This window comes from Paraburkholderia sp. 35.1 (assembly GCF_050436525.1).
Lineage (GTDB): Bacteria > Pseudomonadota > Gammaproteobacteria > Burkholderiales > Burkholderiaceae > Paraburkholderia > Paraburkholderia tuberum.
The window spans coordinates 918,579-939,016 of the sequence record NZ_JBNDMJ010000001.1 but is presented as its reverse complement, the minus strand read 5'-3'; the positions used below and the strand labels follow the sequence as shown (position 1 = coordinate 939,016).

At 62.3% G+C, this 20,438-nt stretch carries 18 protein-coding genes and 2 pseudogenes; 6 read left to right on the top strand and 14 right to left on the bottom strand.

What is annotated here, in order from left to right:
• Positions 1-14: 14 nt before the first annotated feature.
• The 5 genes and pseudogenes from OKW27_RS04545 to acnB all read right to left on the bottom strand — a co-directional run bounded on the left by OKW27_RS04545 (position 15) and on the right by acnB (position 5,306).
• Positions 15-1,283 (bottom strand): RNA polymerase sigma factor, encoded by a 1,269-nt coding sequence (locus OKW27_RS04545; protein WP_429332681.1) that lies wholly within the window; start codon positions 1,281-1,283, stop codon positions 15-17.
• On the bottom strand, positions 1,280-1,648 hold the full coding sequence (locus tag OKW27_RS04540; protein ID WP_018422516.1) for a YciI family protein: 369 nt from the start codon (positions 1,646-1,648) through the stop codon (positions 1,280-1,282). The genes OKW27_RS04545 and OKW27_RS04540 overlap by 4 nt, the downstream gene beginning before the upstream one ends.
• Positions 1,649-1,931: 283 nt before the next feature.
• Entirely contained in the window at positions 1,932-2,150 is a 219-nt protein-coding gene (locus OKW27_RS04535) for a LysR substrate-binding domain-containing protein (RefSeq protein ID WP_429332680.1), read from the bottom strand.
• A gap of 67 nt (positions 2,151-2,217) precedes the next feature.
• Positions 2,218-2,304: pseudogene (locus OKW27_RS04530) on the bottom strand (LysR family transcriptional regulator); the annotation flags it as partial.
• Positions 2,305-2,720: 416 nt separating this feature from the next.
• The gene (gene acnB / locus OKW27_RS04525; protein ID WP_429332679.1) at positions 2,721-5,306 is read right to left on the bottom strand and encodes a bifunctional aconitate hydratase 2/2-methylisocitrate dehydratase; all 2,586 of its coding nucleotides are present in this window, start codon (positions 5,304-5,306) and stop codon (positions 2,721-2,723) included.
• Between the two features lie 343 nt (positions 5,307-5,649).
• On the opposite strand from acnB, the gene OKW27_RS04520 reads away from it, so the two are divergent.
• Positions 5,650-6,252, top strand: a complete 603-nt coding sequence (locus tag OKW27_RS04520; protein ID WP_429332678.1) for a DUF1326 domain-containing protein — start codon at positions 5,650-5,652, stop codon at positions 6,250-6,252.
• A gap of 2 nt (positions 6,253-6,254) precedes the next feature.
• Positions 6,255-7,046, top strand: a complete 792-nt coding sequence (locus tag OKW27_RS04515) for a DUF2182 domain-containing protein (RefSeq protein WP_429332847.1) — start codon at positions 6,255-6,257, stop codon at positions 7,044-7,046.
• A 34-nt stretch (positions 7,047-7,080) separates the two neighbouring features.
• Here the strand turns inward: OKW27_RS04515 and OKW27_RS04510 are convergent.
• Together OKW27_RS04510 and OKW27_RS04505 are read right to left on the bottom strand one after the other, a co-directional pair.
• A pseudogene (locus tag OKW27_RS04510) lies at positions 7,081-7,906 on the bottom strand (alpha/beta fold hydrolase).
• Between the two features lie 260 nt (positions 7,907-8,166).
• On the bottom strand, positions 8,167-8,724 hold the full coding sequence (locus tag OKW27_RS04505; RefSeq protein WP_429332677.1) for a TetR/AcrR family transcriptional regulator: 558 nt from the start codon (positions 8,722-8,724) through the stop codon (positions 8,167-8,169).
• A 259-nt stretch (positions 8,725-8,983) separates the two neighbouring features.
• Between OKW27_RS04505 and OKW27_RS04500 the strand changes: the two genes are divergently transcribed.
• Positions 8,984-10,513 (top strand): CHAD domain-containing protein, encoded by a 1,530-nt coding sequence (locus OKW27_RS04500; protein WP_429332676.1) that lies wholly within the window; start codon positions 8,984-8,986, stop codon positions 10,511-10,513.
• A 91-nt stretch (positions 10,514-10,604) separates the two neighbouring features.
• On the opposite strand, the gene OKW27_RS04495 is transcribed toward OKW27_RS04500, so the two are convergent.
• The 5 genes from OKW27_RS04495 to OKW27_RS04475 form a co-directional block, all read right to left on the bottom strand.
• Complete coding sequence (locus tag OKW27_RS04495) at positions 10,605-11,006, bottom strand: hypothetical protein (RefSeq protein ID WP_090810890.1); 402 nt, start codon at positions 11,004-11,006, stop codon at positions 10,605-10,607.
• 200 nt (positions 11,007-11,206) lie between these two features.
• Positions 11,207-12,241 (bottom strand): phosphate ABC transporter substrate-binding protein PstS, encoded by a 1,035-nt coding sequence (gene pstS, locus OKW27_RS04490; protein WP_090810888.1) that lies wholly within the window; start codon positions 12,239-12,241, stop codon positions 11,207-11,209.
• A 248-nt stretch (positions 12,242-12,489) separates the two neighbouring features.
• Complete coding sequence (locus tag OKW27_RS04485; RefSeq protein WP_429332846.1) at positions 12,490-14,205, bottom strand: thiamine pyrophosphate-binding protein; 1,716 nt, start codon at positions 14,203-14,205, stop codon at positions 12,490-12,492.
• A gap of 441 nt (positions 14,206-14,646) precedes the next feature.
• On the bottom strand, positions 14,647-15,993 hold the full coding sequence (locus OKW27_RS04480; RefSeq protein WP_429332675.1) for a methyl-accepting chemotaxis protein: 1,347 nt from the start codon (positions 15,991-15,993) through the stop codon (positions 14,647-14,649).
• 1 nt (position 15,994) lies between these two features.
• Positions 15,995-16,387 (bottom strand): MCP four helix bundle domain-containing protein, encoded by a 393-nt coding sequence (locus OKW27_RS04475; protein WP_429332674.1) that lies wholly within the window; start codon positions 16,385-16,387, stop codon positions 15,995-15,997.
• 432 nt (positions 16,388-16,819) lie between these two features.
• Between OKW27_RS04475 and OKW27_RS04470 the strand changes: the two genes are divergently transcribed.
• Positions 16,820-17,323, top strand: a complete 504-nt coding sequence (locus OKW27_RS04470) for a flavin reductase family protein (RefSeq protein ID WP_429332673.1) — start codon at positions 16,820-16,822, stop codon at positions 17,321-17,323.
• Between the two features lie 20 nt (positions 17,324-17,343).
• Here OKW27_RS04470 and OKW27_RS04465 read toward each other — a convergent pair whose 3' ends face one another.
• Positions 17,344-17,751 carry a hypothetical protein gene (locus OKW27_RS04465; protein WP_429332672.1) on the bottom strand — a complete coding sequence of 136 codons (408 nt, stop codon included), beginning with the start codon at positions 17,749-17,751 and terminating at the stop codon, positions 17,344-17,346.
• Positions 17,752-17,928: 177 nt separating this feature from the next.
• On the opposite strand from OKW27_RS04465, the gene OKW27_RS04460 reads away from it, so the two are divergent.
• The gene (locus tag OKW27_RS04460; protein ID WP_184044898.1) at positions 17,929-18,435 is read left to right on the top strand and encodes a PRC-barrel domain-containing protein; all 507 of its coding nucleotides are present in this window, start codon (positions 17,929-17,931) and stop codon (positions 18,433-18,435) included.
• An 80-nt stretch (positions 18,436-18,515) separates the two neighbouring features.
• Here the strand turns inward: OKW27_RS04460 and OKW27_RS04455 are convergent, their stop codons facing one another.
• Positions 18,516-18,755 (bottom strand): hypothetical protein, encoded by a 240-nt coding sequence (locus OKW27_RS04455; protein WP_090811852.1) that lies wholly within the window; start codon positions 18,753-18,755, stop codon positions 18,516-18,518.
• A 349-nt stretch (positions 18,756-19,104) separates the two neighbouring features.
• Between OKW27_RS04455 and phaZ the strand changes: the two genes are divergently transcribed.
• Positions 19,105-20,403: a polyhydroxyalkanoate depolymerase gene (gene phaZ, locus OKW27_RS04450; protein WP_429332671.1), complete on the top strand. Its 1,299-nt coding sequence runs from the start codon at positions 19,105-19,107 to the stop codon at positions 20,401-20,403.
• The last annotated feature ends 35 nt before the right edge of the window (positions 20,404-20,438 follow it).

The window sequence follows — 20,438 nt, the reverse complement described above, 5'->3', positions numbered from 1 at the left end:
CGCAACCCACTCCGCTAACTGCTCGTCGATGCAAGCTCCATTCGCTTGCGCTGCAGGAACCGGCGCACGGCCGGATCACGCTCAAGGCCGATTGCCAGATCGTACGCGTCGAGTGCTTGCGCAGTCGCGCCGGCACGCGCGAGCAGATTGGCGCGTGCGGCCCAGTAGGGCTGGTAGTCGGCCAGCCGCGGGTCGTCCGCATACGGCGCAAGCGCGTCGAGCGCCGCCTGCGGGCCGTCGCGTTCGGCCACGGCAAGCGCACGGTTCACGGCGACCACCGGCGACGCTGCAATGGCGAGCAGCCCATCGTAGAGCTGCACGATCTCGTCCCAGTTCGGGCGACGCGTCCGGCAGCGATCCACATGCGCCGACTGCAGCGCGGCCTCGAGCTGAAAGCGCCCGATTGCGTTGAGCGCGTTCGCGCGCCGCAGCAGTGCGTTCGCCGCGTCGATCATCGGCGCGTTCCACGTTGCAGGGTCCTGGGCCGACAGCGGCACGTAGTCGCCAGCCGCATCGCGTCGCGCATCACGCCGCGCCTGTGCAAACAGCATCAGCGCGAGCAGGCCCAACGTTTCCGGTTCGTCGGGAAGCAATTCGACGAGCAGTTGCGCGAGATACAGCGCCTCGTCGGCGAGGTCGCGCCGCTCGGTATCGCCGCCGACCGGGTCCGTCCAACCTTCCGCATACGCCGCATAGACCGCTTCGAGCACCGCGTCGAGCCGGCCGGGCAGCTCCTCGCGCTCGGGCACGCTGAACGGAATGCCCGCTTCGCGGATCTTGGTCTTCGCCCGCACGAGACGTTTGCTCATCGCGGCGGGCGACATCAGGAACGCCGACGCAATCGTCTTCGCTTCCAGCCCCAACACCACTTGCAGCATCAGCGGCGTCCGAATCGCGGCCTCGAGCGCAGGGTGCGTGCACGCGAACAGCAGCGCAAGCCGCCGGTCGGGCAACGCGCCTGCCTCACTCTCGTCGATCTCGTCGGCGAGGATCATCAACTGGTTCGCCACGTCGTCGCCAACCTGGCGATGACGCGCGCCATCGATCGCCCGGCGGCGCGCAACCGTCATCAGCCACGCTTCAGGACTCGCGGGACAGCCGTGCTCCGGCCAGTCCGCGAGCGCGGCCGCGAATGCGTCGGCGAGCGCGTCCTCGGCTGCGGCGACGTCGCGCGTGCGCATCGCCAGCAGCGCGACGAGCTTGCCGTAGCTGCGGCGAGCGACCGCCTCGGCAATCGACCGCGCGGCGCCGTCATCGCCCAGGGCGCCGCCGGACGCACTCATGCAGTGGGTGCCTCGTAAGGGGCGGTCCAGACCGGGCGCACCTCCATGACGCCGTGCGCCGCGCCGGGACAACGCGACGCCCACGACATCGCCGCGTCGAGGTTCGGCACGTCGATCAGGTAGTAGCCGGCGAGTTGCTCCTTCGAATCGGAATAGGGTCCATCGAGCACCTGCGGCTTGCCGTCGACGAGCCGCACCGTGGTGGCCGTGTTCGTGTGCTGCAGCCGGTTGGCCCCCACCAGAGCCCCCGCTTTCTTCAACGATTCGGTGTACGCGTGATAGGCGGCAACGCCTTGCTGCCGCTCGCTGTCGGTCATCTTGTTCCAGCCGTTTTCTTCCGAGTAGATCATCAACAGGTATTCCATTTGAGCCTCCGTCATGGGGTTGAGGCGGATGAATTGCATCGGCCGCCATCACAATGACGCGCGGGCCGCATGCTGACGGACAGGGGCGTCAAAAAAATCGCGGACGACCGCCTGGGACCCACGCCGCATTGGAAACAGACGCCTGGCTCGCAGCCCGTTCGACCGTGTTTCGCCAAGCATTGTCGGACGGCTCAAGTGCCTTGTCGACCGGCGATTGGCTGCGGCGCGGTAAGGCCGGACCGCGATCCCTGTTCGGCATGATCCGGTGTCGGCGGAACACTCGCTAGGTCCTGACCGGGACAAAGGCCGGACCGGGATCAGACGTCAAAATTTCCGAAGCGAAATCGATAAATACGCGAGTCTTGGTCGGCAATCGTCGGCCGGCAGGATGAACGGCGTGGATGGGCATCGGCGCCGGCGCGAAATCCGGCAACAGGCTGACGACCGCACCGCTCGCGATCTCCGGCGCAAAGAGCCACGCCGGCGCTTGAACCAGTCCCATATGGGCGAAGGTCGAAGCCCTCCTCGACCAGATTGACGGTTCGCTCCGTGGCCGACAGGTCCACGGACACGTTCGGATACCTGGCGAAAAATGCCGGCAGGCGCGGCACCACATACAGCCGGCCAAAAACCGGCGCCACGGTGACCCGGACCATCCCCGCCAGCGAAACCTGACCGCGCCCGACGGACGATTCGAGCTCCGTGAAATCTCCAATGATGCGCAAACCCGCTTCATAGACCGATTGTCCCGTCTCGGTCGCTACGCGGCTGCCGCTGCCCAGCGGGGAAACACGGTGCAGTTGGAAATCTACGAGGGACTCCATCACGCGTTCCAGCGCTCGACCGACGAGCTTGCAAGCGCCCGATACGCGTTGGACCAGGTCGCGGGGTTTGTCTTGCGATGCGGATCGGCTATCGCCAGGCCCTGAGATTCCGCTGCGATCCCGGCGAGGCTGCCGCGCGCGGACCTCGACTCGAACGCCGCAAAAAAAATGGCGCCGCAGGCATTCAGCCCACGGCGCCATTTCGTGGCGCTACGACGCGAACCACACGCCGTAGCCCGGCAGCACACTTACATCGTCACGGCGTCGGCGACTTCCTTGAAGTCCTCGATCTGGTCGAAGTTCATGTATTGATAGATCTTGTCGCCGTTGGCGTTGAGCACGCTCATGTCGGCCATGTACTCTTCCTTGGTCGGGATCTTGCCGAGGCGTGAGCAGATCGCCGCCAGTTCCGCCGAGCCGAGGTACACGTTCGTGTTCTTGCCGAGACGGTTCGGGAAGTTACGGGTCGACGTCGACATGACCGTCGCGCCTTCGCGCACCTGTGCCTGATTGCCCATGCACAGCGAGCAGCCCGGCATTTCGGTACGCGCACCAGCCGTGCCGAAGACGCCGTAATGGCCTTCCTCGGTCAGTTGCTTCTGGTCCATCTTGGTCGGCGGGGCCACCCACAGCTTGACCGGGATGTCGCGCTTACCTTCCAGCAGCTTCGACGCGGCGCGGAAGTGACCGATGTTGGTCATGCACGAGCCGATGAACACTTCGTCGATCTTCGCGCCGGCTACGTCGGACAGCGTCTTCACGTCGTCCGGATCGTTCGGGCAGGCCACGATCGGCTCGTGGATGTCGGCGAGATCGATCTCGATGACGGCTGCGTATTCGGCGTCGGCATCCGGCGACAGCAGTTGCGGGTCGGCCAGCCACTGCTCCATCGCCTTGATGCGGCGCTGCAGGCTGCGCGGATCCTGGTAGCCCTGGGCGATCATCCACTTCAGCAGCGTGACGTTGCTGTTCAGGTATTCGATGATCGGTTCCTTGTTCAGGTGCACCGTGCAACCGGCGGCCGAGCGCTCGGCGGAAGCATCCGACAGTTCGAACGCTTGCTCGACCTTCAGATCGGGCAGGCCTTCGATTTCGAGAATGCGGCCGGAGAAGATGTTCTTCTTGCCTTGCTTGGCAACCGTCAGCGTGCCTTGCTTGATCGCGTACAGCGGGATTGCGTTGACGAGGTCACGCAGGGTCACGCCCGGCTGCATCTTGCCCTTGAAGCGGACCAGCACCGATTCCGGCATGTCCAGCGGCATCGTGCCGGTGGCGGCCGCGAAGGCGACCAGACCCGAACCGGCCGGGAAGCTGATGCCGATCGGGAAGCGCGTGTGCGAGTCGCCGCCGGTGCCCACGGTGTCGGGCAACAGCATGCGGTTCAGCCACGAGTGGATCACGCCGTCGCCCGGGCGCAGCGCGATGCCGCCACGGTTGCTGATGAAGTTCGGCAGCGTCTGGTGGGTCTTGACGTCCACCGGCTTCGGATAAGCGGCGGTGTGGCAGAACGACTGCATGACGAGATCGGCCGAGAAGCCGAGGCACGCCAGGTCCTTCAGTTCGTCGCGGGTCATCGGGCCCGTGGTGTCCTGCGAGCCGACCGAGGTCATCTTCGGTTCGCAGTACGTGCCCGGACGGACGCCCTGGCCTTCCGGCAAACCGCAAGCGCGGCCGACCATCTTCTGCGCCAGCGAGAAGCCCTTGCCGCTATTGGCGGGCTGCTGCGGCAGGCGGAACAGCGTCGACGGGGCGAGGCCCAGCGCTTCGCGTGCCTTGGCGGTCAGGCCGCGGCCGATGATCAGCGGAATGCGGCCGCCGGCGCGCACTTCATCGAACAGCACGTCGGACTTGACCTGGAACTCGGCGATCACTGCGCCGTTCTTCAGGGCTTTGCCTTCGTACGGGCGCAGTTCGACCACGTCGCCCATTTCCATCTGCGACACGTCGAGTTCGATCGGCAGAGCGCCGGCGTCTTCCATCGTGTTGTAGAAGATCGGGGCGATCTTGCCGCCGAGGCACACGCCGCCGAAGCGCTTGTTCGGGATGAACGGGATGTCTTCGCCCGTGAACCACAGCACCGAGTTGGTGGCCGACTTGCGCGAGGAGCCGGTGCCGACCACGTCGCCCACGTACGCGACCAGGTGGCCCTTTTCCTTCAGCGACTCGATGAACTTGACCGGGCCGCGCTTGCCGTCCTCTTCCGGGGTGATACCGGGACGCGCGTTCTTCAGCATTGCCAGTGCGTGCAGCGGGATGTCCGGACGGGTGGTCGCATCCGGGGCCGGCGACAGGTCGTCGGTGTTGGTTTCGCCCGTCACCTTGAAGACGGTGATGGTCAGGCTTTGCGGCACTTCCGGACGGCTCGTGAACCATTCGGCGTCGGCCCAGCTCTGCATCACGGCCTTCGCATTGGCGTTGCCCTTGTCGGCCAGTTCCTTGACGTCGTGGAACTGGTCGAACATCAGCAGGGTTTTCTTCAGCGCGTCGGCGGCCACGGTGCCCACTTCGGCGTCGGACAGCAGTTCGATCAGCGGCTGGATGTTGTAGCCGCCCAGCATCGTGCCGAGCAGTTCCGTCGCACGGGCGCGCGAGATCAGCGCGCAGGCGGTCTGGCCGTTGGCCACGGCGGCGAGGAAGCCTGCCTTCACGCGGGCGGCTTCGTCCACACCGGCGGGCACGCGGTTGGTGATCAGGTCGAGCAGCGTCTGCTCTTCGCCAGCGGGCGGGTTCGTCAGGAGTTCGACCAGCTCGGCGGTCTGCTGAGCCGTCAGCGGCAGGGGAGGAATGCCGAGCGCGGCGCGTGCGGCCACGTGATCACGAAAATTTTCAAGCATGGGGGACCTGCTGGTATTTGCGTTTCAGGGAAAGGCTTTTAAGGCACTCCAAGCTGTGCCGGGCACTGCTTCGATCGCGATTTTAATTGCAATCCCCATGCAAGGTCAAATGTCTTATGTCTTATATAAGAGTTGTGCGCGAAAATCGTCGATGCGCCACGCGCTTCAGGACCGCCAATCTGACTCCGCGCCCCCTCCCGCACCGCAAAAGCACCGACTGTGTAAGCCGCTTCAATCATTCGCAGTGCCCCGAACACTTTGATTCCTGCCCGCTTAACGGCTACAACAGAGGATGTCCGGCGATGTTCTTCCCGGCCGGATCCAACCGGCAGCGGAGGCGTGAATGAGCTATCAACTGATGGGCAGCATCCTCGAAGTGTGTGAATGCAAGGTGCTGTGTCCGTGCTGGATCGGAGAAGATCCCGATAACGGCATTTGCCGCAGCGCGCTTGCATACCACTACGAGCAAGGCTTGATCGACGGCGTCGATGTATCGGGCCTGACGATCGCGTTCGCGGCGTTCATTCCCGGCAACGTGCTCAAAGGCGGCTGGCGCGTCGCGATGTTCGTCGACGAGCGCGCGAGCGACGCGCAATTCGACGCCCTGGTTAGCGTGCACCGTGGCGAGCGCGGTGGCCCCATCGCGGATCTCGTGCAGTTGATCGGCGAAGTCGTGTCCGTGGAACGCGCGCCGATCGAATACGCGGTCGTTGACGGCAAGGGCAGGATGAAAGTCGGCGAAGCCATCGAGGCCGAGTTGGAGCCCTATCGCGGCCCGACCGGCGAGCCGACCAAACTGGTCGAAAGCATCTTTTCGACGATACCCGGCTCCCCTGCTTTCGTCGGCAAGGCGAACGCATTCCGCCTGCGGCACGAAAAGCTCGCTCTCGACCTCGCCTTGACCGGACATAACGCCATTCAGGGATCGTTCAGCTTCGCGTCGTGAAGATGCTCGCACGCTCGCGGCTGTTCGCGCCGCTGTTCGTCGCATTGACGGGCAGCGCGTGGATCGCGTTATGGATATGGGACGCGGGGCCCTATGCGCGTTTTCTGCATCATGCGGGTTGGGCCGAACTGCCGCTCGTCGGCGCGATATGCCGTCAGGTGCCCGGCGCGAGCCTCACGATTGCGGCATTGCTGCACAGCGTCGCATGGCTGCTGATGATCGCGGCCATGATGCTGCCGACCGCCTTCCCGCTCTTCGACACGTTCCGGCGGATGACCGTCGCGCGCGCAAACCGGCGCACGCTGATGGCGCTTCTGATCGTCGGTTATGCGACGATGTGGGCGCTGTTCGGCGTGCTCGCGCACGGCTTCGACGCGGCGCTCCATCTGGTCGCGGACCAGTCTGCGAGCTTGCTTGCAAACGGCTGGCTGATCGGCGCCGCGATCGTCGCGCTCGCGGGCCTTTATCAGTTCAGCAGCCTCAAGCACCGATGTCTCGACAAATGCCGCTCGCCGCTGATGTTCATCACCGAGCATTGGCGCGGCAGGAGCGCGCGCCGCGAGAGCTTTGCGCTCGGCATCAGTCACGGCGCTTTCTGCATCGGCTGCTGTTGGGCCCTGATGCTGCTGATGTTCGCGGTCGGCACTGGCAGCGTCGGCTGGATGCTGGCGCTGGGTGCGATCATGTCGGCCGAGAAGAATTTCCGCTGGGGCAGCTCCATCGGCAAGCCGCTCGGCATTGCGTTGCTTGTGTGGTCCGCATGGATCGTCCTACAGCACGCCCGCATCGCCTGAGCCATGCGCGGCATCTTGCGCCCACGTAGCTCCGTTACCCCTCTGCGCTTCCAAAGAACGCAGTGAGTTCGTCGGCGACCGCGCGCGGTTGTTCTTCTGGAATGAAGTGCCCGCAGTGACTGATGGTGCGGCCTTTGACATCGGTGAAAAAGGCTCTCAAAGGTGTTGCCATATCGGCGATGGAACCTTGATCGGAACCGAGCGTCAGCAGTGGCAGGTCGAGCATGCCTCGTTGCTTCAGTTCTGCATTCTGTTGGGCGGACACATGCGCGGCCCGGTAATACGCAAGGCCCGCGCGTAAGCCGCCGTCTTTCTTGAGAATGCGTAGATATTCATCGATATCGGCGTCAGTGAAAGTATCGGGATTGGCCGCCTTTTCGCCGCAAGAACCAGTCGAGGTATTCACGTTCCTTGCCGGCGAGCAGCACTTCCGGCAGGTCCGGTAGCCCGTGAAATGCGAAATGCCAGGTGCGCCATGCACGCTCGGGCGCGCTCGGCAACGCATCAGGCAACGTCACGCCGGGGATCCCCGCATCCAGCAGCGCGAGTCGCCGGACTTCGTCGCCGAACATTACGGCGTAAGGAAAAGCCACCCACGCTCCAATGTCGTGTGCAGCAAGAAAGTACCGGGTCATCCCCAGTTGCTGGAGCAAACCGTGAACATGGCTCGCAAGGGTTTGTGTGTCGTAGCCGTCCATCGGACGATCCGAATCACCTTGTCCGGGAAGGTCCGGTGCGACGACTCGGTAGGTCTTTGCAAGCAGTCCCATCACTTTGCGCCAGGCGAACCAGTTCTCGGGAAAGCCCGCGAGCAACACGACCACGTCGCCCTGTGGGTTTCCACCGGTGACGTAGTGCAGCCTCAGTCCGTCGACTGTCGCGAACTTGTGCTCGAATCCTGCTAGCCCCGCAACGGGCCTTGCTACTGGCAACGTGCTTACGATTCCGGAACTCCCTGATGGCACCGGCGAGTGATGTGTTTTCACGAACGAAACTCCTCTGGGTTGGGGGATGACACCGTTGAGCGGCTTTTCTCATTGGCGGATGATGTTAGGAAATGTACGTTTCCTAATAGGGTGACCGGCACGCGGAGGTCATGCGATGCTATGTCTTGATGTGCTTAGTCCAACAGACGCATGGCCTGATCCGCCGCCGCCATCATGTGTGCCCGGGATCGCCCGACTTTGCCGACGACTCTCAAACCTTGCGTCAGACTCAGCAGTGCGAGGCCGGTAGCGTCCGGATCCACGGCGGACGCGATCGAACCGTCTGTCTGGCCCGCTCGGATCAAACGACACAACAGACGCTCCGTTCGCTGCAAAGATGCGACCACATGACTCGCGATCTCATCATCGAAGGCCAGCAGGTCGACTGCACTTCCGACTACGAGACAGCCTCGCTTGCCCTCATCGCCAATTGCAGACTCAGCATAAAACCGCAGAATGGCCCGTACCTTGTCGCGGCCGGTCTGCTCCGCGTCGAGCAGGCGCTGCAACTGGTCATTTCGTAGATGGATGTAGCGCTCGAGCGCGGCAAGGAATACCGCTCGCTTATCGGCGAACGCCTTGTAGATACTGCCGGCCGTGAGCCCCATCGCGGACCCAAGGTCGCCAAGAGACGTCCCTTGATAACCGCGCTCGCGAAAAATCCGGATTGCCCCGTCCAGCGCGACGTCCATGTCGAATTCGCGTGGACGACCTGGAGCACGTGGCTGTCTGGCAGCATGGTTGCGTGTAGTCATACGGCGATTATAGGAAATGATCATTTCCTAATCAAGCTGTCCCAACGTGTACAGGCATTCGCGCCAGGCTCGTCGACCGTCTCATCCACTTTTTCCGTGTACGACTTTTATCTGAGGCCACTGGGGACGATCGGCCGTGACGCGGTCCAACCAATCCGGTGTAGTCTGACGGTCTGGTGCGCATTTTGGAGGCGGCATGGAACGGGAGCTGAAGCTGCGCGTTGCGAAGGAAGATCTCGTCAAATTGCGCAACGCGTCGATGCTTGCGCAATCAGAAGCCACGGCGGGAACGCCTCACCTGCTGACGAGCACCTATTTCGACACGCCCGATTTTTCATTTCACTGGTGCGGGGCTTCGCTGCGCGTGCGCACCGTCGGCAACGACAAAATCCAGACGCTGAAGCGCGAAGGATCGGCCAAGGCGGGGTTGTTCGACCGGGACGAGTTCGAGATGCCCGTGAATAGCGACGCGCCCGATCTGACGCTGCTGTACAACCAGATCCCCGACGACAGCGACTGCGGAAAGCTGATTCGCGACGAGACCGTTGCGGCCCAACTGAAGCCGGTGTTCGTCACGCGGATCAACCGGTCAGCGTTTGTGCTGCGCCAGCCGTCCGGAGACGAACTCGAGCTTGCTCTCGACGAAGGAAGCGTCGAAGCGGATTCGGGATCAGTGCAGATCGCCGCGGTGGAACTGGAACTGAAACAGGGCAATCCGGATGTGCTGTACCGCGTCGCGCTGGAAATGCTCGAAACTGTGCCGCTGCGTATCGATCATCGCAGCAAGGCAGATGTCGGGTATGCACTGCTCATTGACGAGCATAGCGAGGCGGTGAAAGCGCAACCAGTGCGACTGAACAAACGCGATTCGGTCGAGGATGCGTTCTGCGTGATCGTGCGCAACTGTCTGGACCAGGTCCACGCGAATGAACGGGGCGTCGTGTCGGGCCACGCTCCATCGAGCGTCCATCAGATGCGCGTGGGACTTCGTCGCTTGCGTTCGGCTCTCGACCTGTTTGCGAAGGTCATCCCCGCCTCGTCCGGATTCGACGAGGAGTTGCGCTGGATTGCCTCGGAACTCGGTGGCGCGCGCGACTGGGAAGTGCTTGCGGGATCGACGCTCGACCATGCCGGCGCCGACGGCAATGCGGACGAGATCCGGCCCGTCAGACAGGCGTGCGAGCAGATTGCCGTCAACAACCGGCAGCGCGCGGCTGCCGCGGTCGAGTCGGTTCGCTACACGCGGCTCGCGCTCCAGTTCGCGCTCTGGATGAACCGCAAAGGTTGGCGAGATGAGATGTCCGACGAACAGCGCAACGCAATCAGCGGCCCGGTGAAGTCATTCGCCGCCGATGTCCTGCGTCGTCGGCACAAGAAACTGATCAAACGTGGCAAGGGTTTGGCCGATCTGGACGATCACCGTCGTCACCGCGCCCGCATCGCGGCGAAAAAAGTTCGATACGCCACCGAGTTCTTTGCGTCGCTATGCCCGAAGCAGGCCGTTCGCCATTATGTCGACGCGCTCACCGCGCTTCAGGATGATCTCGGCTGGCGCAACGATGCCGTCGTCGCCGATCAGCTTCTGAAGTCGTTGTTGAAAACGTCGCCGGAAGCAGCCTCGGGCGCGGCCTTCGCACGCGGCTTCCTCGCGTCACGCGTCGCTGCCGATCATCAGACATTGAAGAAGCTGTGGAAGCGCTTCAAACTGCTTTCGTCACCGCACTGACGCGAACAATTCACCGCGATGTATCCGGGCACGAACCTGTCACGCGCAACACTCATCGTGAGGTCTCACGATGTTCGAGATCGAAGTCTTATTATCCGAACAAGCGCGACCACGCCGCGCGTATGCGGCGCGCGCGGTCCTCGAACAGGTACGACGCAGCGAGCGCGAACAGGCCTGACATGACCCCCGTCGCGACGTGTTCGAGAACATGAAAGCGGTACTGGCTCAAATGAGAGTAGGCATCGCCGATAGCGGTCAGGCAACCGACGAGCAGTGCGTTGCTATAGCGATTCCCGTACCACTTCGCCGCCGGCGTGAAGGTGAGCAGCAGGGCGAGCACACCGGTGAGCAGCCCGGTTTTGAATGCGATCGCCCAGTGCGTGAGGCTCATGATGTTGCCCCAGCTCCCCGGCATACAGGTCATGCACGCGCTGGTTGGCTGCCAGAAACGCTGGATAAACAGTTTGAAGCGGCGTTTCCATGCGCTTCCCATGATGTACTCCACGATATCCAGCGCGAGATTTCACGCAGACATGGTACATCGCGAGCGTGCCGTGGCGTGTGATGAGCGTGCGGTGATAAAGGACCGTCACACACGTTACCCGCCTCTATGCGTCAGTCAATTGGACCTGCGTCAATTGACTTCGTCCATGATCGATTACAAGCCGTTTGAGGTGGGTGGCATCGAGGCCTTCACTGAAACACCGGTTTTCCCGACGCGTCCTTGACCTTGGTCTTCCATTGCGCGCGGATTTCCGCCACGACCGAATCCGGCAGCGAAATGTAGTCGAGATCGCTGGCAGCCTGGCCGCCGTTCTTGAACGCCCAGTCGAAGAACTTCAACGTTGCCGCGCCTTGCGCCGGCTTGTCCTGCGTCGCATGCAGGAGCACGAAGGTCGCGCCGACGACAGGCCACGCGTCCTTGCCGGGCTCGTTCGTCAGGATCTGGTAGAAGGTCGTCTTCCAGTCCGCGCCCGAGGCGGCCGCCTTGAAGGTTTCGGTCTTCGGCGCAACCACGATACCGGCCGAATTTTTCAGGCTGGTGTAGATCATGTTGTTTTGCTTCGCATATGCCCACTCGACGTAACCGACCGCGCCCGGCAGGCGTTGCACGAACGCGGCAACGCCGTCATTGCCCTTGCCGCCCGTACCGGTCGGCCAGTTCACCGTCGTGCCTTCGCCGACCTTCGACTTCCACTCCGGGTTCACCTTCGACAGAAAGTTCGTCCAGATGAAGCTCGTGCCCGAACCGTCGGCGCGGCGCACCACGGCGATGTCCGTATCTGGCAGCTTCATACCCGGATTCAGCGCGGCGATCGCCGGATCGTTCCATTTCTTGATCTTGTTCAGATAGATGTCGCCAAGCACGGCACCCGACAGAATGAGTTGACCCGGCTTCACGCCGGGCAGGTTCACAACCGGCACGACGCCGCCGACCACGGTCGGGAATTGGAACAGGCCAGTCTTCGCCAGTTCGTCCTCCTTCATCGGCGCATCGGAACCTGCGAAATCAACGGTCTTCGCGATGATCTGCTTGATGCCGCCCGCTGAACCGATGCCTTGGTAGTTGACCTTGCCGCCTCCCGCCTTTTGGTAGGCGTCAGCCCACTTGTTATAGATCGGGGCCGCAAAAGTGCTGCCCGCGCCGGTGATGTTGACGGTTTGCGCTTGCGCGGCCGCGAGCGGTAGAGCAACGGCAAGAACTGCAATTCCTCGTTTGAACAGCATGGTTTGCCTCCACGAGATTGACTGACCGGTTCAATGGTTGCAGCAAGCTACGCGCCGTGATCCCTCTCTTGCGCATTCCGCAGGCCCGGCGTGCCCATCGCCGCGTCGAGCCTTGCCATCGGCTCGAACGTCTAAACTTAGGCGGTTCGAATGACATTTTGTTGACAACTGCGGCGCGGCGTTCAGACGGTCTGATTGCGGCGTCGTTCAGCAATGCGGTTGGCTTTGCCGCGTTGAAGGATGGAATCTCACGGACAGGCTTCGGCTTCTGCATAGTACCGGTTCGGCGCGGGAAAAACTCCGGTGATGACTTCGATCAGAAAGGGGCCGTCATATTGACAAGCTTCACTCAGTACACCATCAAGCTCGTCGATGCGCTCAACCGCGCGCGCGGCCACACCGATCGACGATGCAAAAGCCGACCAGCTATGACAGGGCAATTTGGAGAACTGCTCTGAAATCGAACCACTCCTGATAGCGTCGATATGGATTGCGCCATGTGCGGCGTTGTTCAGAACCACATAGATCACCTTGACTCGGTATCGAGCCGCGGTCTGAATCTCCATGCCGTGCATCATCATGCACCCATCGCCGGTCACCACGACACACGGGCGTTCCGGGGCCGCAAGCTTGACGCCGATTCCGGCTGCGATGGCCCAGCCCATCGGGGCGAGCGAGCTCGACGAAAAGTAGTTGCCCTTACCTGACGACAGCCAGTAATGGGCCATGAAGATGCGGTGGGCTCCGGAATCCACCACGACGTTGCTGTCCTTCGGCAGAATCCGGCACAAGTGCTTAACTACGTCTCCAGGATATAGCGCTTCGTCACCGCTGGAAACTCGGTCTCCTAACTGCTCGAACCGGTGGTCGTACAGGGGAGTCTCGTTGATCTCGGCAATCCACCCCTTTCTTCTTTGCAGTGCTTGCGGCAGCCCGGGAGGGTTGTCCGCGGCTTTCTGGGCCAGCAACCGGAAGCTCGCGGAAATTCCGGAGAAGATTCCTTGACGCGAAATGTGCCCCATCGCCGGTGAATCGAAGCTGTCATCAAAGATGAATAGCTCCTTCCCCCCTGTCAGCCTCCTGCTCCAGTTCATGCTGTCTCGCTGGTTCAGGTCGCTACCAAACACGACTAGTACGTCAAGTTCGTCGGAGTTGATCACCCGTGCAGCGCGCGAATGACTTGAAAATCCGTACACACCCAGTGCAAGGGCATGTTGCTCAGGAAATGCACCTTTTCCCGATAGTGTCGTTGCGACTGGAATGTGAAAGCCTTCGGCAACCTCGAGAAGAAGCTTTGCAGTTTCCGCATCATTGCCGCGACTTCCGACCAGAAACGCGACTCTCTTCGACTGAAACAGATACTGATCGCACAGGGCATCGAGAGCGGCGCGGTTCGCGGGCACTTCGCATGCGTTAAATTCGCGGTGAGCGTAGGGTTGCCGTGCCACCTCCTGACCGGGCAGGACATCCTGCTTTTGAACGTCTACGGGGATACTGATGAATGACTGCGCTCGACGCATCCAGTTCAACCCTTCGATCGCACGACGCATCTCGGCCTGAGTATTTTCCTTGTTCTTTAGCTCGACGATATCCGTCACCAGACTTCTGACCACGCCGCTTTCAAAAATGCCTCCGGGCGTGGCATCCTGGAACGCCCCTTTGCCTTCCGCGTGCGACGAGATCCCGCCGGCAATATAGAGCATCGGAATCCGGTCTGCGTGAGCGGCCGCCATGCCGGGAACGAAATTCATCGTGCCTGGGCCGGAAATCCCTGCGCAAACGCCGAATTTCCGGCTGGCGCGGGCATAGCCATCGGCCATGAAAGCACTGCCAGTCTCATGAGCGCCTACGATTCCGCGAATCAAAGGGGAGTTGTCGATTGCGTCCAGCAGCGGATAGATCAGTTTTCCCGGGACCAGGAACACGTGGTCTATTCCGGCGGACTCCAACGAGTTCACAACCATTGTCGAGACATTGAGCGGAGCGTTTGATCCCATAGTTTTGATTACGATCTCACGAGTTACCGTTAATCGAATCTCACCGCTGCGCATCTGCCCGTCACGCGCTGCATGTCGGAGCGGCGCGAGACGAGATCAGCGATGGCCAGTGCGCGGAGACGGCGAGACGACATTCAAGGCGCTGCACGTCGAGCGCAGTCGCGCATCGCGCTATTTCCTCGAACCCGCTTGACCGGCGGGCCCGGGTGTCTCCGTCCACAATCACACGCCCTGGCTGCACTGTTGATCATCCACGCTGCCTGCGTGCCTGAGGCAGTCGCCGCGCCGCATTGATAGCCATCCGGCGCACGTGTATCGCGGATCTTCGCCCGCTCGACTCCCGCGGGGCTGGCACGCGCCGACGGTATGAATCGACGTCATCCAGCACCCGGAACCGGTCGGAATCGCTCAGAATTTCTGCCAGTCCGTCTCAGTCGCGGCGGCGACGACTACCGGACCTTCTGAAGAGGGGATTGGTCTCCTCGCAACCTTTGCCGGTGTTACAGCAGAGGACGGGGCGCGGTTCAGGGCCGTGCGTTGCGGTACTGCCGCTTGCGTCGTCGCTCGCGATGAAGCAGCCTTCTGGCCATCGACCTTGAAAAAAGCGACCGTCTTGCGCAGGCTTTCCGCTTGCCGGGCCATTGTCTGGGCTGCCGCCGACGCCTCTTCGACAAGCGCAGCGTTTTGCTGTGTGACCTGGTCCATCTGGTTGACTGCCTGATTGACCTGTTCGATACCGGTGCTTTGCTCGCTCGATGCCGACGAGATTTCGCCCACGATGTCGGTCACGCGCTTCACTGACTGCACGATTTCCTTGATCGCACCGCCCGCTTCTTCGACGAGCATCGAGCCTGCCTCCACCCGGCTGAGAGAGTCCGAGATCAACTCCTTGATTTCCTTCGCGGCAGTCGCACTGCGCTGCGCGAGCGTGCGGACTTCACCCGCAACGACAGCGAAGCCCCGCCCCTGTTCTCCCGCGCGGGCCGCTTCGACCGCTGCGTTCAGCGCGAGGATGTTGGTCTGGAAGGCGATGCCTTCGATGACGCCGATAATCTCGGACATCGTGGCCGAGCTGGTGGAGATGTCACGCATTGTGTCGACCACGCGCCCGACGATCTCGCCGCCATGTTGCGCGACGCTCGAGGCGGTACCCGCGAGCGTGGCAGCCTGGGTTGCATTGTCCGTGTTGTGGCGGACCGCCGCAGTCAGTTCCTCCATGCTGGAAGCCGTTTCTTCGAGCGACGCCGCCTGTTGCTCCGTGCGACTCGACAGATCCAGATTGCCTTGTGCGATCTGCGCACTCGCAGTCGCGACACCTTCGGCGTTCTCGCGCACCTCTGATACGACCTGCACCAGGGCGTCGCACATGGCTTTGAGCGACGCCATCAGGCTGTTCGTGTCGCCGGGCCGCAGGGCGATACTGATGTTCAGGTCGCCGGCCGCCACGCTTCTGGCCACAGCAGCAGCCGTCGCCGGCTCCGTACCCAGTTGCCGCGTTACGCTACGCATCATCCATATGCCGATTCCCACGCCGATCGACACGGACATCGCCACGAAGACCAGCATCAAAGTTCGACCTTCCTCGTACACGGCATCGTTGGCTTGAGCTGTCCGTTGCGCGTCGGCCTGTTTCAGGGCAACCAGATTGCCCATCAGCACGAGGGTCTTGAAGCCTTTGTCGTGGTACTCGCCCAGCATGTATTCGGTCAGGCTGTCCCGGTCCCCTAACGCCGCCGCGTTGATCTTGCCTTTCATTTCATTGAAGGCCTGGATGTAGGCCTGCCCAACCTTGATCGAGGTCGGCGAACGTAGCCTTGCCTTTGTCGGTATAGATGAGCGGCTCCGCCTGATTGAGGTGCTCACGTGACGAGGCAAAGGCCTTGTCAGCTTGATCGAGCGAGCCAGCCCGCTGTGCGGCCGTCGTGGCCAGAACCGCGTTGCGCAGATAGGTGCCGACTCTCAGTACGTCGGCGTTAGCCTGCTGTATCAGGTTGAGCCCGACAAGGTCCTGCCGATACGTCTTGTCTGCGTTCGCACTGATCTCCGCCATGTTGTGCAGGCCGATCCCGCTGACAACAGCGCTGATGATCGAAACCAGGATGAACGCACTGATCAGCTTGGCGCCGAGTTTCATATTGCCGAAATTCATAGTTCGCTTTGTTGAGAATGTAAGAACCCGAACGGATAAGCAGGTACATCACCGCTTTGGCGCCCGCTATAACACAAGGCCATACCGACGCGAAACGCAGTACCGGACATAACTGGTTATCGGCAATACGCTCTAATTCTTCAGGTGAATAGCGGGATTATCGCGAAGATTTTTTTACGTCCCTATAAGAGAACAGGAGTGGTCTATTTTGAGCCGATGAAAGTGCCAATCGGTGCACGCGCTCGTGCCGGCCGCACTCGCTTGGTGCAACGCTTTTGGTCGCCCCGAACATGCACGCTCTATCGACGAACAACCGCGCTGAGATTCATTCTGTTTCGATATGTTTATATCGATTCAATATTTAAGTTTTGCATGTTCCGGAGCAGCCGCACGGGCATGCAACACGCGACGAAATTTTATCCAGGAGGCCCTATGAGCAATAGGATCGCGCAGCTTTTCCGGCATTTGACTGCGGGTGTGTATGTGATCGGCGTAGCGGACGGCGAGCGCCGCAATGCGTTCACCGCAAGCTCGGTGATGCAGGTTTCGTTTTCACCATTGCTGGTCGCGCTCGGCATCAGTCCCGAGCATGAGTCGTACGAACTCCTGCGCAGCGGCGCGGTGTTCGCGATCAGCGTGTTGCGCGCGGATCAACAGAGGCTCGCCGAGCACTTCGGCACGCAGTCGGGCCGAGCCGTCGACAAGCTCGCGGTGGCTCGCTGGCGTACCGGCGTGACCGGCGCGCCGCTGCTGCTCGATGCGCTCGCGCATTTCGACTGCCGGGTGACCGGCGACATCGAGGCGGGAGATCATCGGCTGATAGTTGGGCGCGTCGTCGATGGCGCGCTAGCCGGCGCGGACGGCGACCCGCTGATCTACGCGCAGACTGGCAATCTCGACATGAGCGAGGATCTTTATCCGGAGACGTTTTCGTAGTTCGCTGGCGTGATGGCTGCTCAATGCCAGTGCCCGCCATGTCCTCCGTGCCAGCGGCCGTAATAGCCGCCACGGCCATAGCCACCGCCCCAGTAGCCTCCGATCACCACTGACGGTCCCCACCATCCGTAGTAGCCCGGCCATGAATAGCCATAGGGATAGCCGTAATAGCCGGGATAACCGTAACCGTAATACCCGGGATAGCCGTAATAAGCAGGCGCAGGTACCGCGACGTACGTGCAATTCTGTCCCGACAACGGCAAGTCGTTTGGCGCCGGATTCGCGGCCGCCGTACCGCTCGCCGGCACAGGCGCGTTGCCAGACGATGCTTGCGCGGGGCCGGTGGCAGTGGCGCTGGTGCAGGCGTAATAGCCACCGGCTCCCGGATAGTACGAATAAGGACCGTAATAGACGCAGCCAGACAACACACATACGCCCGCCACGCCAGTGCATAGACCAACGATTCCACAACGCATGATCGCTCCCCCTATCCGGGCGCAGCGCAGCCGTCTCGACACGGCGTGTTTTTATTCTAGTCTTCGAATCCGGTCTCGGGTACGGGTCTTGCGAACGGCAGGTATTCCGTGGAAATCAGGAGTTTCGACATGAACCCGCTCGATCCTCTCGACCCGAACGCCTCCGCGACTCCCGTACAGCCCAGCGCCGGCGCACGTATCGCCGGCAGCGGCGTCGGCGACGGTCCCGGACCCGAGGTCATGGCCGCCGCGACGCTCGACGGCAACAAGGTGATCTCTTCCGATGGCCAGGACCTCGGCAAAATCTCCGACATCATGCTCGACGTGCGCAGCGGCCGCATCGCGTATGCGGTGCTGACGGAGGGCGCTTTCCTCGGCATCGGCGGGACCTTGCACGCGATCCCGTGGCGTTCGCTGACGCTCGACACGGACCGCAAGTGCTTCCAGCTGGACGCCACGGCCGAGCAGGTGAAAAGCTCGCCGGGCTTCGACAAGGACCATTGGCCGGCAATGGCCGATCGCGCATGGGGGACGTCGGTCCATCAGTTCTATCATCGCGAACCGTACTGGGAAGCGACGCGCAGTGTCGTCGAAAGCGATCCCGCGACACGTGTCGATCCGACGAGCGGAATCTGAAGACACGCATCGCGACGCTCGAGCACCGCTCCCTCGCACGCGTTGCCTGTTGCGGCGAGCACGCGAGGCGCGGTGCGCTGTTACACCCCGATGGTCCGCGTCGTCTTCAGCGCGATCCACGTCATGCCTTCGCGCAAGCCTTCGAGTACCGCTTCTCTTTCCACGGCGAACACCTGCGACTGATGAAAGGTGCGTTCGAAGTCACCCTCGGGCGACACATGTTTGACATGGATCGTCGACAGGAACCCGCCTTCCTGCGCCTCCCGCGTCTCGACGCTCACGGACCAGGTTCCTTCCTGCGCGTTTGCTGATATGGCCATTGGATGCTCCTCGGGGTTGTCGCGAGCGACTGCCATCGTCAGCGTAATGGCCCGCAACGCCTCTCTCGTTGATCCACGTCAACCGTCGACACGAACCATGAGTCACGCTCGACGTCGTTCGCTTTCCCCGATACTTTCAGCTCCGTTTCAGACGCCCGCCATCGCGTGAAAACCCTGCCGGGAAAACGCGCAATGCCTCTTGCACGCGGCGTGCTTGGCGCGCCGCGCGCACCGATTTCGCGCCCCTCGCCGCGACGTTTCGCGGTAAGCTTTGCGACGGTATCCGCGTCACGAGTTCGTGCCGGTGCGGCCACGCTGCCCTCATGATCGACGAACGTCGGGGTTCATCATGTGGTACGCCTTCATCGATGCACAGCAACGCCTCGCGCGCGCGATGGTCGGGGGAGTTCTGTCCGAACCGGAGTCGGGGCTGCGCCCGCAAGCGGGCTGGCTCGGCCCGGAACAGGCGGCCGACGCGTTCAGCTACTGGCTGCTGAGATCCGCCTGCGCTTTCGAACGAACGCCGACATTCGCGATCCACTCCGTTGCCGGCAACGGTAGCCGCGTTACCGTCGACGAAAGCGTCGTCGCCTCCTTGCCGCTCGGCGCGCTGCTCAGGTTCAAGCGCAACCCCTCTACACCCCCTACCGACGCAAAACTGCCGGTGCTGTTGTGCGCGCCCCTCGCCGGACATCACTCAGTCATGCTGCGCGAGACCGTCGAAACGCTGCTCGAGGAACGTGACGTGTTCGTGACCGATTGGGCCGACGCGCGCGACGTGCCGCGCGAAGCGGGCCCGCTATCGCTCGACGACTACGTGCAGGCGCTCGAAAGCTTCGTCGGCGCCGCCCGCGCGTTCGGTTCGCCGGTTCATGTGATCGCGATCTGTCAGGCGAGCGTGCCTGCGCTCGGCGCCGCGGCGCTGCTCGCCATGGACGAGGCGGCGCCGATCGCGAGCCTCTCGCTACTCGGCGGCCCGATCGATACCCGTTTGAACCCGACCATCACCGACCGCTTCGCCAGTTCCCATTCGCTCGAGTGGTTTCACGACCATGCGATCGATATCGTTCCACCGCCCTATTGCGGCGCGGGGCGTCTCGTGTATCCGGGCTTCATCCAGCAGACCGCGATTTTTGCCGCGCATCCGGAGCGGCAGTTGCGACTCGAAGCGGATTACTGGTCCCGATGGCTCGCCGGCGACATGCCCGGTGCGCAGCGGGCGCTGCGCTCGGCAAACGAATATGCCGCGGTGCTCGACATGGCGGAGTGCTACTTCTTCGACATGCTTCGTGTGGTGTTTCACGAACATCTGTTGCCGCGCGATCTGTGGTCGGTCGCCGGGCGCCGGGTACGAATCGCCGCGCTGCGCGATACCCCGCTGTGCTCGATCGAGGGTGACAGCGACGAGATCACGGGCGCGGGGCAAACGCATTGCGCGCATGCGCTGTGCGATGCATCGCCGATGCGCGCCGCGCGGCAGCTCACCATCGAGCAGTGCAATCACTACGACCTCTTCATCGGGCCGCGTTGGCGCGATGCGGTTCATCCGGGGCTCTGCGAATTCTGGCGCGATGTCGAGCACGCCGCGTTGAAGGTTTGCCGGCCGCGCCGCGCGGCCAGGGGTTCGGCAAGCCGCAAATCGGCGTGAGGTGGCCGGGAAAACGTCAGCAGTCCGCATCTGAC

Bases quoted from the DNA above. Each gene is read 5' to 3' on its own strand.
- OKW27_RS04500 (WP_429332676.1), top strand. From the start codon at position 8,984: ATGGAACGGGAGCTGAAGCTGCGCGTTGCGAAGGAAGATCTCGTCAAA.
- OKW27_RS04455 (WP_090811852.1), bottom strand. From the start codon at position 18,755: ATGGCCATATCAGCAAACGCGCAGGAAGGAACCTGGTCCGTGAGCGTC.
- OKW27_RS04535 (WP_429332680.1), bottom strand. From the start codon at position 2,150: ATGGGACTGGTTCAAGCGCCGGCGTGGCTCTTTGCGCCGGAGATCGCG.
- OKW27_RS04475 (WP_429332674.1), bottom strand. From the start codon at position 16,387: ATGAATTTCGGCAATATGAAACTCGGCGCCAAGCTGATCAGTGCGTTC.
- OKW27_RS04540 (WP_018422516.1), bottom strand. From the start codon at position 1,648: ATGGAATACCTGTTGATGATCTACTCGGAAGAAAACGGCTGGAACAAG.
- OKW27_RS04480 (WP_429332675.1), bottom strand. From the start codon at position 15,993: ATGAAAGGCAAGATCAACGCGGCGGCGTTAGGGGACCGGGACAGCCTG.
- OKW27_RS04545 (WP_429332681.1), bottom strand. From the start codon at position 1,283: ATGAGTGCGTCCGGCGGCGCCCTGGGCGATGACGGCGCCGCGCGGTCG.
- OKW27_RS04505 (WP_429332677.1), bottom strand. From the start codon at position 8,724: ATGGACGTCGCGCTGGACGGGGCAATCCGGATTTTTCGCGAGCGCGGT.
- OKW27_RS04520 (WP_429332678.1), top strand. From the start codon at position 5,650: ATGAGCTATCAACTGATGGGCAGCATCCTCGAAGTGTGTGAATGCAAG.
- acnB (WP_429332679.1), bottom strand. From the start codon at position 5,306: ATGCTTGAAAATTTTCGTGATCACGTGGCCGCACGCGCCGCGCTCGGC.
- phaZ (WP_429332671.1), top strand. From the start codon at position 19,105: ATGTGGTACGCCTTCATCGATGCACAGCAACGCCTCGCGCGCGCGATG.
- pstS (WP_090810888.1), bottom strand. From the start codon at position 12,241: ATGCTGTTCAAACGAGGAATTGCAGTTCTTGCCGTTGCTCTACCGCTC.
- OKW27_RS04485 (WP_429332846.1), bottom strand. From the start codon at position 14,205: ATGGTTGTGAACTCGTTGGAGTCCGCCGGAATAGACCACGTGTTCCTG.
- OKW27_RS04515 (WP_429332847.1), top strand. From the start codon at position 6,255: ATGCTCGCACGCTCGCGGCTGTTCGCGCCGCTGTTCGTCGCATTGACG.
- OKW27_RS04495 (WP_090810890.1), bottom strand. From the start codon at position 11,006: ATGGGAAGCGCATGGAAACGCCGCTTCAAACTGTTTATCCAGCGTTTC.
- OKW27_RS04460 (WP_184044898.1), top strand. From the start codon at position 17,929: ATGAACCCGCTCGATCCTCTCGACCCGAACGCCTCCGCGACTCCCGTA.
- OKW27_RS04470 (WP_429332673.1), top strand. From the start codon at position 16,820: ATGAGCAATAGGATCGCGCAGCTTTTCCGGCATTTGACTGCGGGTGTG.